The 12,693-nt window shown below is 46.7% G+C and carries 15 protein-coding genes and 1 tRNA gene; 8 read left to right on the plus strand and 8 right to left on the minus strand.

Features of this window, described 5'->3' with window-relative positions; all coding sequences use genetic code 11:
- Positions 1–217 precede the first annotated feature (217 nt).
- Both EVJ34_RS04465 and EVJ34_RS04470 read right to left on the minus strand, forming a co-directional pair.
- Positions 218–1,918, minus strand: coding sequence for a DUF262 domain-containing protein (locus EVJ34_RS04465; protein WP_131484819.1), 1,701 nt, complete (start codon positions 1,916–1,918; stop codon positions 218–220).
- A gap of 28 nt (positions 1,919–1,946) precedes the next feature.
- Complete coding sequence (locus tag EVJ34_RS04470; RefSeq protein WP_131484820.1) at positions 1,947–2,201, minus strand: helix-turn-helix domain-containing protein; 255 nt, start codon at positions 2,199–2,201, stop codon at positions 1,947–1,949.
- Positions 2,202–2,504: 303 nt separating this feature from the next.
- Between EVJ34_RS04470 and EVJ34_RS04475 the strand changes: the two genes are divergently transcribed.
- The 3 genes from EVJ34_RS04475 to EVJ34_RS04485 all read left to right on the plus strand — a co-directional run bounded on the left by EVJ34_RS04475 (position 2,505) and on the right by EVJ34_RS04485 (position 3,711).
- Positions 2,505–2,993: a helix-turn-helix domain-containing protein gene (locus EVJ34_RS04475; RefSeq protein WP_131484821.1), complete on the plus strand. Its 489-nt coding sequence runs from the start codon at positions 2,505–2,507 to the stop codon at positions 2,991–2,993.
- Positions 2,994–3,291: 298 nt separating this feature from the next.
- Positions 3,292–3,474: a hypothetical protein gene (locus tag EVJ34_RS04480; protein WP_051627825.1), complete on the plus strand. Its 183-nt coding sequence runs from the start codon at positions 3,292–3,294 to the stop codon at positions 3,472–3,474.
- A gap of 12 nt (positions 3,475–3,486) precedes the next feature.
- Positions 3,487–3,711 carry a hypothetical protein gene (locus EVJ34_RS04485; protein WP_012390467.1) on the plus strand — a complete coding sequence of 75 codons (225 nt, stop codon included), beginning with the start codon at positions 3,487–3,489 and terminating at the stop codon, positions 3,709–3,711.
- Between the two features lie 357 nt (positions 3,712–4,068).
- Here EVJ34_RS04485 and EVJ34_RS04490 read toward each other — a convergent pair whose 3' ends face one another.
- Positions 4,069–4,932 carry a GRP family sugar transporter gene (locus tag EVJ34_RS04490; protein ID WP_131435165.1) on the minus strand — a complete coding sequence of 288 codons (864 nt, stop codon included), beginning with the start codon at positions 4,930–4,932 and terminating at the stop codon, positions 4,069–4,071.
- A 133-nt stretch (positions 4,933–5,065) separates the two neighbouring features.
- Here EVJ34_RS04490 and EVJ34_RS04495 point away from each other — a divergent pair.
- The 3 genes from EVJ34_RS04495 (at position 5,066) to EVJ34_RS04505 (ending at position 6,219) form a co-directional block, all read left to right on the plus strand.
- Positions 5,066–5,138, plus strand: a tRNA-Ala gene (locus EVJ34_RS04495).
- A 115-nt stretch (positions 5,139–5,253) separates the two neighbouring features.
- Entirely contained in the window at positions 5,254–5,586 is a 333-nt protein-coding gene (locus EVJ34_RS04500) for a four-helix bundle copper-binding protein (RefSeq protein WP_131435167.1), read from the plus strand.
- 66 nt (positions 5,587–5,652) lie between these two features.
- Complete coding sequence (locus EVJ34_RS04505) at positions 5,653–6,219, plus strand: 3'-5' exonuclease (protein ID WP_131484822.1); 567 nt, start codon at positions 5,653–5,655, stop codon at positions 6,217–6,219.
- A 43-nt stretch (positions 6,220–6,262) separates the two neighbouring features.
- Here the strand turns inward: EVJ34_RS04505 and EVJ34_RS04510 are convergent, their stop codons facing one another.
- The 5 genes from EVJ34_RS04510 to EVJ34_RS04530 all read right to left on the minus strand — a co-directional run bounded on the left by EVJ34_RS04510 (position 6,263) and on the right by EVJ34_RS04530 (position 10,891).
- A complete protein-coding gene (locus EVJ34_RS04510) occupies positions 6,263–7,324 on the minus strand; it encodes a bifunctional glycosyltransferase family 2/GtrA family protein (RefSeq protein ID WP_131435172.1) in 1,062 nt (353 codons plus the stop codon).
- A 102-nt stretch (positions 7,325–7,426) separates the two neighbouring features.
- Positions 7,427–8,416, minus strand: a complete 990-nt coding sequence (locus EVJ34_RS04515) for a sodium:calcium antiporter (protein ID WP_131484823.1) — start codon at positions 8,414–8,416, stop codon at positions 7,427–7,429.
- Between the two features lie 212 nt (positions 8,417–8,628).
- Positions 8,629–9,477: an HD domain-containing protein gene (locus EVJ34_RS04520; RefSeq protein ID WP_236634544.1), complete on the minus strand. Its 849-nt coding sequence runs from the start codon at positions 9,475–9,477 to the stop codon at positions 8,629–8,631.
- A gap of 111 nt (positions 9,478–9,588) precedes the next feature.
- Positions 9,589–10,293: an SDR family NAD(P)-dependent oxidoreductase gene (locus EVJ34_RS04525; RefSeq protein WP_201739665.1), complete on the minus strand. Its 705-nt coding sequence runs from the start codon at positions 10,291–10,293 to the stop codon at positions 9,589–9,591.
- A 49-nt stretch (positions 10,294–10,342) separates the two neighbouring features.
- On the minus strand, positions 10,343–10,891 hold the full coding sequence (locus tag EVJ34_RS04530; RefSeq protein WP_131484824.1) for a glycerol-3-phosphate responsive antiterminator: 549 nt from the start codon (positions 10,889–10,891) through the stop codon (positions 10,343–10,345).
- A gap of 126 nt (positions 10,892–11,017) precedes the next feature.
- Here EVJ34_RS04530 and EVJ34_RS04535 point away from each other — a divergent pair, with 126 nt between their 5' ends.
- Both EVJ34_RS04535 and EVJ34_RS04540 read left to right on the plus strand, forming a co-directional pair.
- Positions 11,018–11,437: a GNAT family N-acetyltransferase gene (locus tag EVJ34_RS04535; RefSeq protein WP_131484825.1), complete on the plus strand. Its 420-nt coding sequence runs from the start codon at positions 11,018–11,020 to the stop codon at positions 11,435–11,437.
- A 37-nt stretch (positions 11,438–11,474) separates the two neighbouring features.
- Positions 11,475–12,653: a cation:proton antiporter gene (locus EVJ34_RS04540; RefSeq protein ID WP_131435183.1), complete on the plus strand. Its 1,179-nt coding sequence runs from the start codon at positions 11,475–11,477 to the stop codon at positions 12,651–12,653.
- The last annotated feature ends 40 nt before the right edge of the window (positions 12,654–12,693 follow it).

Below are 12,693 nucleotides of genomic sequence, written 5' to 3' on the forward strand. Positions count from 1 at the left end.
GGTGTGCACCTTAATCATAGGGAGGAAATGTGAAGGATGGCCGGGACTTTGGCATCGCCCGGTAAATTGTTTGTCACTCTTTGGTAAATAAGATTGCAAGACTGGTACATTTCAATGGCCGTAATCAGTTACTAATTAATCTATAAATTAGTAACATATTAATCTAAAAACAAAACGTTTCCTTAAATATCTGTATAGACATTTAAGGAAACGTTTTTTATTTTGGCCATATTAAAATGAACTTTTTATACAATTCTTTTGTCCTATGTTCAATTGCTCTAGAATCCCACGTGGTACGTGTAGCAATTAATTGATTTTCTGGAATTGTGCTCTTTTCATATTCAATTTTCTTTTTTGTGAAATCGCTATTTTTTAATGAAGAGTTTAATGTATGAAATAAAACCGTCAAGTTTCCAATTTTTTTTGCGTAAGAGATTCTTGAATCTTGATCGGGGAAATCTTTTATCCATTGACTATTAGCGCTAGGGTTTTTAGGCAAAATATGTTCTAAATTTACTTCCTTTGAAACGCTGTTTATTTGGATTTCAGGATGATCTTCATTATAAATTGCTTTTAAGATAGCTCGAATAATAGACTCTTCTGATCTTGTTGAAATTAATTTTGCTGTAAAATTATCATGCAATTCGCGATCATCTACAGTTTCCCCACTAATTTGTTGTAAAATTCTATCCGTTGTATTTATCATCCCGTTATAAATATCTCTTGCTAAGCGTGGATAAAACTGTTCAATTGTGTTTGCATTATGCCCACAGACATAAATATTTCTTAATTGTAAGCTGATGATTTTTTTTAATACTTCATTGATATTATGTAATGAAAAGTTTTTGAGGCCTAGAGATATAATGACTGGCTTATACTGATTAGCGTTAAGTGTAGACAGAAAGTTAACATACTTAACGTAATTACTAAGCTCTTCCTTTGTACCGTTAGATTTTTGATTAGGATGTTCAATCTCTAAATACAATCTAGAAGCTACTCGAAGTTCATGAAGAAAAAGATCACCATTATCTTTACTTTGATCAAATTTTTTCACATTTTTAATCCTATAATATAAGTCTTTTGCTGGGGTTTTTCCATTTACAGCATTTATATACAAGTGTAAAAACTTATTCTTATTAAGACGATCTGTGTTTAACTCAATTGAATCCCAAATAGGTTTTACTTTATTCTCATCAAGATTTCTAATTAGAGCATTCTTTAGGACATAAAAATCTTCTAATTGTAAACCAGTACTATTTAATGTCTCAAACATTTCTTTTGCGATAGTATCATATGATGTTTCAATAATAACAATTAGAACTTTATTAACTATTGTTTTTACAAATCCTAAAATCTCTTCTTTTGAAGGGTTTTCACTAAATTTTTCAGAAATCAAAGAATTAATAAATTCAAAATTTTCTTTTAAAGCTTTGTCATAATCATTGAGCTCGAAAGAATCTGGTATAGGACAATTTTTAAAAATATAATTATGCAACATATAATTTGCAGTGTCCTTTTCAAATACAACCTTATACTCAACTTTATCTCCATTAAATAAATCATTTTTGTATAAAAACTCTTGCGTCAGTCCTTCAGCAGATGAAATTGCAGCGCCACCTAATTTGTTTAATTTGTTTATCAAAGCACTTATTATGAGTAACGACGTAACTACTCGTTGCTGACCGTCATATATGAATATTTTTTTTTCGTCGTCGTCTTCTTCAATTTTCAGTGTGATAAAATTTAAGATATGTTGCTCGTTTTGATTCAAATAAACTGAATAAAAATCATTAAAAAGTCTTAATACTTGTTCTTCTTTCCATTCATATGGACGTTGATTATAGGGGATGTTTAATGTTCCAAACGATAAAGATAGCAGGTGTTTTAATTCTTTAGTATTAGCCTCTAGTACTTTCATATTTTTTGTCCTCCTTAGTTTAGATACTCTAATTAAAATACGATGAAGAAAAAAAATCATTTAGAGAAATTCCAAGACCTTTACAAAACTTTTGAATCGTACTCACCTTCGGATGCTTTGTACGTCCATTCATTAACTCTGAAATCGTCGCCTGATTCAAGCCGCCTTTTTGAATGACTTGATGAATCGTCATGTTTCGCTCCGTCGCGAGCTCCTTCATCCGCTCGATGATTGCCTCGTTCAATTCCACTTGCTCACCCCACGATCGTAGTACTCTCTTCATCCTTATTCTTTACGAAACCTTCTATTCCTCTACCCTACCACAATCTCTTAAAATCAAAATACTTGTCATTATTTTCTATACTTAAAGCGTTATTTTTTTACAGTTGTGCGACAAAACCAAAAATATTGAGTTACTGTTGCCTATGAACCCTTATACAGAGCGGACTCGACAGAAATCGTCAATTGTAAAATATCTGACATATCAGAAAACTGATGATTTTTCTACCTATACCTGCTATATTGGAACCAACAAAAGGAAACATCTGTTTGGTCGCCGCTCTGGTTTACAGAAAGGGGAAGGCTTATGTATCGATTCGGGGAGTGGTTGAAGGAGAACCGCCAGCTCTCGGGCTGGTCACAGGTCGAACTATCAGAGAAGACATTCGGAGAGATCTCGCAACCCGCTATTAGCCAGTACGAACAGAATCGCTCGGTGCCGTCGATTGCCGATATTGATCACCTGGCCCGCGCGTTCGGACATACGCTCGCGACGGTCCCATGGGACGCCATCGACTTCGGATACGGAGCGAAGCGTTCCGTCACCAAGCTCGAGCGACGCCGTTTCGACCTCAAGGAGCTGCCGCAGGCCGATTCGGTCCGCACGTTCGATGGGAAGACCTATGAACTGCACGGCTTCATCGGGATCGAAAAGGCGAGCGGCGAGGCGGTCCAGCTGACGCAACTCTACTATCGAATCCGAACGGTCGTCTATGACGCCCACGTGCTCGCCAAGCGCAAGAACCCGGATGACGAGCTCATCCATGTCAAGAAGCGGAAAAGAGTCCGCCAGTAGTCGACATCGACGCAGCAGCACATCCTTAAGGATGGTCTTCTCCAATCACATACCGGCGTGTCCCTCACCAGTGACCGGGTGGGCGGGATCTACGCACAGATGGTTCGGCGAGAGTCGCCTAAAACTCGCCACAAGGTCACCGCATCGTTCCGGGTCATCGAAAAACCCTGTACAGCTCCTTAGATTCATGAGGAGTAGAGTTCGTGGGGGAACGGCTAGAAACCCACCGCACCGAACCCGACTGTCCTTAATGATGTGCTGCTGCACATCACGAGATCAAGGGAAGGAAGTGTGTACTGTGGCATCAAAGGAACAGAAACAGAACCGAAGCTTCGCCGAGAAACTCTTACGCATCCGTGGGAAGGATTACGAGGAGTGGCTCGACGAGCAACATCAACAGGTCATCCAAGACAACCAGGAACTCATCATGGAGGCGCTCGAGGCGAAGCTCAGCTTCAAGTCACCGGCGCACCAGGACTAAGGAGGAAACGACATGGGACTCAATGAGACAGGGCTCAGTTTGCTTCAGTTCTTCCAGGGGCTCGCCGTCATCGCCGCAGCCATCGCCTTCGCCATCGGGGGCTTTTACTTCATCTTCGGTGGGGATCGTGGCCGCTCGAAGGCGGTCGGTTGGCTCGTCGGGGGCGCCGTCGGCCTGATCATCGTCATGGGCGCGTTTACGCTCGCCGAGATGGTCGACCAGAACATCAAATTCTAATGCACACTTACGCAGCATTCCAATCGGAAGGCTTTTTTTGTTGCTTGAAACGAGAGGAGGAACGAGATGCTAGTGTATCCGTCATGCAACAAATTAGCTAGGACTTAATTATAACAATGAAGAAGAATAATTATCTTTGGAAAAAGTGTTTTTTATCTTAATTTGGTATTTGAAATAATAAATACTGTTTCTTTTCCATTAATTAATCTCCTCCATGACTTATAGCATAAATATACTCCAACTCTCCCCCCTTACTTCTCACTTTTCCAATCATTATATATAAAAGGCCGTAGTCCGGTTCGACTAAAAAAGAACCAAGTCGCATCAAGCGACCTGGTCCATCTTTAACGAATTCATTCAGCTCTTCGCAATCCCGAGCATAAACCCGGCCACGACGATGAGCCCGATACCCATGAAGACGAGCACCCGTTCTTTCGTCGTCTTTTCTTCTTTCAACAGATAGATTCCGCCGAGCGTCGCCACGACGACGTTCAATTGGGACAAGGCGAACGACGTCGCGATTCCGACCTCACCGCTCGACACGAACAAACCGAAGTTCCCAATCCCCCAGGCGAGACCGGCCAAGATGTTTTTGAACGTCTTCGGATCGAACTTCTTCACATCTTTCTCTCGCAGGCTGAACAAGAGCGCCGCGATAAACATCCCGACCGATTGCGGCAAGATGGCCGTGATGCCGTCGACTTCGAAATAGTTCGTCAGGACGGCATACGTTACATACCCGATACTCGAGACGAGCAGGACGAGCAAACCTTTTTTCAAGGCACCGCTGCTGTCGCCGTCTTTGTTCTGCTGATACGACGTCAGCGCCGCCCCGATGATAATCAACACGAGCGCAGAAAACCCTAGCCATAACTCGGTCGAAGTCTGCCAATCCCCGAGCACGATGACACCGAACAACGACGTACCGACTAGCTGCATCCCGGTGCTGATCGGCATCGCCTTCGATACGCTTAAAATTTGGAACGATTGGAATTGTAAATACTGACCGAGCGCCCAGAACGCCCCGGAGATGAAGCCGGTCACGATTGCGAGCGTCGTGAACTCCGGATTGAACACGAGCGCGATGATGACCGCCATCACCATCGCTCCCATCGTCGTCCCGATCAACTGTTGAATCGGCTTTCCACCGACCTTCGATACGATGAGCGGGATACTCCCCCACATCAAGGCAGGCAAGAGTGCGAGTAAAATCATTTCCATGGATGACACCTGCTTTCGTAATATAACATCATCTGTGATTTTCCCACGTTCAGCGCTGATTAAACTTTGTTCAACAAATTTAAAAATACCCATTGCCAAATGTTTTACTAGAATGATATAATAATTTTCGAACGGGGCATTAGCTCAGCTGGGAGAGCGCCACGCTGGCAGCGTGGAGGTCAGCGGTTCGAGCCCGCTATGCTCCATTACTTGGTCACTTCACTTTTGTGAAGTGACTTTTTTGTCGTTTTGGCGCGGTTTAAGCGATATGGTATCGGGTAATGATTTGAAGATACATTATTTTATCAAGGGGGACTTATCATGAACCGGGACTCAATTGAAGAGACGATTTCAGCGATTATCGACTGTATGCGGACGAGCAATCATTGTTTTTCAAAAAGTTTACAAGAAGAAGATGTGCTGATGGTAAAAGAGTGCATTCGTCTGACGCGAGAATGCTCCGACATCTGCTCCCTCACCTTGAACGCACTCGAGACCGATTCGGCGTTTACCAAACCGATTGCGGCCCTCTGCGCCCAAGTGTGCGACACGTGCGCCGTCGAATGCGGCCGTCACTTGCATGACCATTGCCAACGTTGTGCCGAAGCGTGTCTCCGCTGTGCCGAGGCGTGTCGCAACCTCGTGGCCGCATAATCGCTTTTTAGTCTAACGATATGTTAGACTTTTTTTATACTTGTTTTATGAAGAAAGGGAACGATTATGTCACATTCAATTCTTGCCATCGACGTCGAGACAGCGAACCGCGATAGCCGGAGCATTTGCTCTGTCGGCTGGAGCTTGCTCGTCGACGGTGAAATCATCGAAACGAACCAACTGTTCGTCAATCCTGAGGAAGACTTCGATACCGGCAATATCCGGGTCCACGGCATCCGGCCGAGCGATGTCTGGGACGCCCCAGCGTTACCTGAGGTGCTTGAACAGCTCTATCCGACGCTACGGGATGTCGACCTCGTCATGGCACACAACGCCTCATTTGATATGGGCGCTTTCAAGAAAGCGATCGCCAAATATGATTTATATACGTTTCCGACAATCGAGTACGGCTGTACTGTCAAATTGTCGAGAAAACTGTATCCAGGTCTGCCGAATCACAAGCTGAACACGATGGCGGAATATTTGAACGTCCCGTTCATCCATCATGATGCGGCTGAAGATGCCCGTGTCTGTGCCCTGCTCATGCGCGACATGATGCAGAAGACCGGGATTCATGATCCGCGTGAACTGCACCGGTACACATCGGTCAAGCTCGGAAAACTCGCTTATTGAACGATATGCATGCCAGACAGGCCAAGACACACGTCTTGGCCTGTTACCGTTTAAAAACCCATTTTTTTTGGACATAATAGCTGACGACGAACAAGAAGCTGTCGACCACCACTTTGATCCATACCTCCCCGTCGCGGATGACATAGAACAACGCATAGACGAGACCAGCCGACAGCGCCATCTGCAATCCGACGAGCCCGAAATATTTGGGCATCGCCCGCTTCGCCTTCGAATGGAATACGATTTTTCGGTTGACGAAATAATTGAACAACGATGACAGGATACGTGCCACGACCGTCGCGATCAAGACGTGCGTCGTCTCGAACCATGGATTCAACAAGTAGACGAACAAGGCATATACGCCGACGTCCAACACGAATGACGCGATCGAAGATAAGGAATAGGCCAAAAACATGCGATAGATTAGAATCGAGTCAATCACCGGGCGGAAATGGGACGAGGCGTTTTCTGCCACATAGACGGTTTGAATCGGAGTCTGATGGATTGGGACTTGCAGTCGTTTCGTGAACGTCAACATGTTCATTTCGAACTCGTAACGGTTCCCTGGCACATCGAGCAATTGTTCCGCATAGCGAAGGGGAATCGCCCGAAGACCGGTCTGCGTGTCCTTTAGACGGAGACCGCTTCCGAGCAGCATAACACCACGCGTCATCTGATTCCCGAATCGGCTCCGGAACGGGATATCAGACCCGGAAAAGTCACGGCAGCCCATAATTAAATGATGGGGCCAACGTACGCCTTCTTCATAAAGTTTTAATACGTCTGCCGGGAGATGTTGCCCATCCGCGTCGACCGTGATGACACCGGTCGATTTCGGAAAATGCTGAACGACATGTCGAATCCCAGTTTTCAACGCCGCTCCCTTGCCTTGATTCCGTTCATGGACGAGGACAGTCGTCACCCACTTCCCGACCTCATCGAACACGTGCCGGGACGTCTCGACACTTCCATCGTTCACGACGATGACATAGACAAATCCCGTCTCTTTTAGCTCACGGACAAGTGTGACGAGCGCTTGATCCGGGTTATATGCTGGAATTAACACAATGTACTCATCTAGCCGTTTCAGAGAATGCATTTGCATCGCCACCCCTCCTTCCCTCCTTCTATACCCAAGACGATGAAAAGTGATTCCTCGAACCGCTTCAAACAAAAAACACGATGTCCGAGGACACCGTGTGAGTGATTAACCGATGAAAATGAAATAAGACGATGCGAAATAGACAAGGATGACGAGCACGGACGGTAAGACGTAGCGGAACTTCGACGTGACATCTTTGCGCAGGACGCTGTACATGACCAAGATCGACAAAATCGTGATTCCAATCGCCGTCACCAAGTGGGACGTTGACACATCTGCTAGAATCGAGCCGCCTCGGTAGAAGACATCCGACAGCGCGATGATGAGCATATTGAAGATGTTACTCCCTAAAATCGAACCGAACGCCAAGTTGACGTTACCAAGCTTCAAGGCGACGAAAACGGCGACCGCTTCTGGGAGCGACGTCGAGGCCGCGATCAAAAAGCTGCCGACAAAGCTCGAACCGAGTCCGGTCACGACGGCGATTTGGTCACCTAACACTGAAAGCGCCGTTCCGGCAGCCATGATGACGAGCGCGGCGATGATGAAGCCTATGACCGCGCGCTTAATTGGAATTGAGTCGGTGACGCTGACACCGACCTCTTGCTCGACTTCCCGTTCTGTCGAAAGTTCTTTTGGACGTTGTCCGATATAGTAAATCCCAATCGCGTACAACCCTGCAATCAATAAGGCATCAATCCCGATCCCAAGAATCGTGAAGTCGATACGGATGACGAGTGCGAGCATCGTCACGAGCGTCAACATCAAACCGAGACTCGCCGTATAGAGGTGATCGCGACTCGCTTCATTAAACAGGCGTTTCTGACGGTAATACAAGTCGAACATCGCCAAAATGAAGATATTGAACAAGTTCGATCCGAGCATGTTCCCGATGGCGATATCCGGGTTGTTGATCATGACGGCCGAGACGCTCGTCGTCACTTCTGGAAGTGACGTTGCTCCGGCCAGCAACACGGTACCGACGAGCATGCCGCTCATCGTCGACTTCTCACTGATGACGTCGGCATACGTCGAGAGTTTGATGGCAGCATACACAGTGATGGCGGCAGCCAAGATAAAATAAATAAATACCATTTTAATAGATCTCCCCTTTTCGTGAATTCAAAAAGACCTTTTTATGGACGCGAAAAAAGCATCCATAAAAAGGTCTTGCGGACTTGGTAAGAAGCTCGGTGGACCGAGTGCATTGCACCGTAATGACGACCCACCGACCACGGTCGTGGTCGCTACTCCCCCTCTTATGTTCACGACGAATATATCACGTTTAAGGTCACATGACAATCATTTCACTCGAGCCACGCGACAAGTTCGTCCGATTTCAATGCCATGCGATACGATAATTCATCGATCGCTTGAAGTGTCGGAAGCGGCAAGCGTTCCCACATACCTGCTTCTCTCAACTGAGCCGACAAGGCGTCTAGCTCCGGTTGATTGACCATGAACCCGTGACGATATCCTTCGCGCATCGTCTCGTTCAGTTCATAGGCAGTTTGACAAAGCGTTGATGTCTCTTGAAACCACTCCTCTTCGTGAAATCCGTATTTGATCACCCCGAACAGTTTTTCTAACTTTTCGCTCCGTTCTTCTTCGACACCATAAAACAGCAGGTTCAATTCTGTCTCGAACGCTTCAATGAGTGTCGTCGTCTGAGCGAACGGCTGAAACGCATGGAGCAATTCGTGATAATACCAGGACTGGTCACGGAGCGGTCGATTGAACCGATCCCATACTTGTTTGCCGGCAGACTCGACGTCGAATCGAATCGAGCGCAGATTATGTAGCTTGTCTGCGACAAGGAGGGCCACTTCATCATATTGGAGTGTCGACACACGTTGAATCGTCATCCGTTTGCGTTCTTCCCAAGAATGATGTTTCTCCGGCTCGGAAACGGCCAGGACTAAACGAGTCACTTCGCTTCCGAAACGCTCCGTCAATTCCTCTGACGTGGTCAACGTATCCTCAAGCAAGTCATGGAGTAGACCGGCCACGATGACCGGGACGGGTTGACGATCTTCGACGAGCAACATCGAGACGCCGACAGGATGGGTCACATAAGGAATGTTCGTTCCTTTTCGAAACTGTCCGTCATGACGAACGGCTGCGAAACGGAGAGCCTGTTCGATGATTTGCTGCACGACGCTTCCTCCTTCACAAGTTTCAATGTACTCCCCATTCTATACCCGCCACTAGGTCTTTACACGCATATCCCTCATTAAAATATAGGGTAATGGTCCTAGTTTTGTGAGTTAAGGTTCGTAAATCATTTTTTTCGTCATCCCTCCGTCGACGACGAGGTTTTGTCCGTTGACGAAATCGTTTCGTTCATCGATCAAATAATCGACGGCCCGAATAATGTCGTCCGGCGTGCCGACCCGCCCTGATGGATGCTGCGCGTGGTCAATGTCACGGAGCGGTTCATCTGAGGTGTGGATCCAGCCAGGACTGACCGCATTTACCGTGATCGGTCGGTTGGCCAAGGAAACCGCCATCGACTGGGTCAGCGAAACGATGCCTCCTTTTGATGCGCCATACGCTTCCCAATCGGCCTCGTTCTGGAGAGCACGCGTTGAGGCCATATTGATGATGCGACCAAAGTCTGCCCCTTCGTTCAACGTCAAGAAAGATTTCGAGCAAGCGAACGTCCCGACGAGGTTGACATCGATCACTTGTTTAAACGTCTCGATGTCGAGCTCTGCCATCGGTTTGACGAGCGATGATACACCGCCGTTATTGATGAGCACATGGGCGGTACCGACTTCTTGCTGAATCTGTTTGAACACACGGGTCACATCTTGATGATCCCCTAGGTCCATCCGGTGGAACGTCACTCCTTCAAGTTGCGGGTCTTGCCCGATATCGAGTCCGACGACACGGTATGTCGTGCTAAAATGACGCGCCAGTTCCAGCCCGATTCCTTGGCTGACCCCGGTGATAATCATCGTTTTTGTCATGTTCATCCCTCCTGGAAAATAAAATACCCTGATTGCGTGGAAACAAGTCCTAGTTGTTCGTCCACAGAGATTGATCCGACGTCGTCACGACCGTCGCCCCGGCCTCAAGGGCAGCCTCGACTTCTTCAGGCGACGAGATCAACCCACCCGCAAAAACGGGAATATCCGTCGCATCCTTAACCGATCGGATATATTTCGGAACAAGGCCAGGCAACACTTCGATGTAATCCGGCTGCGTACGTTTAATCAGGCGATAACTTTTATCGAGCGAGCTCGAATCGATCAAAAACAAACGTTGGACCGTTTTGACTTGCTTTTGTTTCGCCTTTAAGATGACACTGCCTTTCGTCGAGATGATTCCATACGGACGATACGTCTGACAAATATATTCGGTCGCATATTCATCAGCCTTAAGTCCTTGAATCAAATCAAGATGGACGAATACTTTTTTGTCATGGGTCGCCAGCAACTGAAACACGGCATCGAGCCGGGCGACATGTACTTCGAGTAGCACACCGACGTCGAACGGTCCTTTCACAAACGTTTCGAGGTCTCGCATGTCACGAAGAGCGGGTAAAATCGTCTGACCTTCTATCATAGGGACACGTCCTTTTCTGCATATCATGTCTTCATTATCTGAATAACCCGAAGTGGAAATCAAGGTTTACTGATTCAATATAGCGGGAAAATAATTTTAACTTATGGACAGAGAGGGAGTAGCGATATGGTGAATGAAGTAGATGTACGGGTTGAAACACCGACACCGGAGGAGCATCAACGTTTACGTGTCAAAGCAGGTATGCCGAAGCGTTCTGATTCTGGAACGGTAAAAGGACTTGCGAACACGCTGTATGGTGTTTGCTTATATAAAGACGAGACGATGGTCGGCATGGGACGCGTCGTAGGAGACGGCGGCATGGTGTTTCATCTCGTCGACATCGTCGTCGACCCTGAATGTCAAGGTCTCGGACTTGGTAAATTGATCATGGAGCAGTTGATGGATTGGATTTTGCAAGAAGCAGATGAAACTTCAATCATTAGTTTAATCGCCGACATTCCGGCAGACGGTCTGTACCGCCAGTTCGGATTTGACTATTCTCGTCCCGAATCGGTCGGAATGGAATACCAATGGAGTGAAAACTGATGCTGAAGCATTGCTTTGCTTCTTTTGGGGGTGACATATGGACATATTCAATGTAATCGTACTGCTCGGGTTGGCGCTCACCGTGATCTCGGTGCTCAGTTTGATCATCGAGCGGCTATTCTTTCCAAGTATCCTTGCCTTCATTGCAGTCGGTGTCGCGGTCGGCTTCTTTTGGGACGGAAATGAGGTCTTCAAAATCGCCGGGGAAATCGGCATCATCTTGTTATTTTTCCTACTCGGTTTAAAATTTCCACTGAGCGAACTCGCCAAGCGAATGAAGCAAGTGTGGAAAGCAGGTGTCTTAGATATCCTTCTCGCGTTCGGAGTCACGATCGGGATCGCTCTGTTGTTTGGCCTCGACTTCTCACAAGCATTTTTGATCGGTGCCGTCCTTTACGCGACGAGTTCGTCTATTTCGGCGAAACTTCTCGAGCGACATTCGGAAAAACATGAAGATGTGAAAGAGTTTGTACTGGCGCTCCTCATCTTCGAAGACATTTTCGCCCCGCTCATCTTGACCATCGCCCCGTTCATCATCCAGGACGAGCCAATCGCATTTTCTGACATTGGTAAAGTGTTTGCTGGGTTCCTCGTCTTCGGAGTGCTCCTCTTTATCGGGTCTCGTTTCGTTTTGAACCGACAGCGGTTCGTCAAACATTTGTTGCGACAAGATGATGCGAGCATCGGTTTGATTGGATTGATTTTATTCTTTGCGGGAATCGGCATGGTGTTCGGCCTGTCCGAGATTCTCGGGGCGTTTATCGCAGGAATCATGCTTGCAGGTATCCATGACGTGCGGCCGTTGAAGCGATTGACGGTACCTGTTCGTGACTTGTTCTTACCAATCTTTTTCATCTCATTCGGCATTTCAATCAATCTTGATCAAGGTGTCATCGTCAATACGCTCTTCTTCGTCTTGATTGTCTGGGGTGTATTATCGAAGTGGATTGTCGGGCGTGTCGGAGGGCGACTTTATGGATTGTCTCGTGTGCAAGCGAACGAGGCCGGGTTTTCACTCGCCCCTCGCGGCGAGTTCTCGATTTTGTTCACCGCCCTATCGAACGGCGCAATCAATTTATTTGTCGGTCTCTATATTTTCGTATCGGCCATCATCGGCATCGTCTTGTTCCGCTTCTCTGAGATTCTTGCTAACAAGACGGAGGAAAAACTTGAGAAAGTACTTCCCGATGAGACAAAAAATAAAGAGGATCAATGATAGAACACAAAGGAGGACCTTCACGCGAAGGTCCTCCTTT

Origin of the sequence: Exiguobacterium sp. SL-9 (genome assembly GCF_004336985.1) — a bacterium.
In the GTDB taxonomy this organism is placed as follows: Bacteria; Bacillota; Bacilli; order Exiguobacteriales; family Exiguobacteriaceae; genus Exiguobacterium.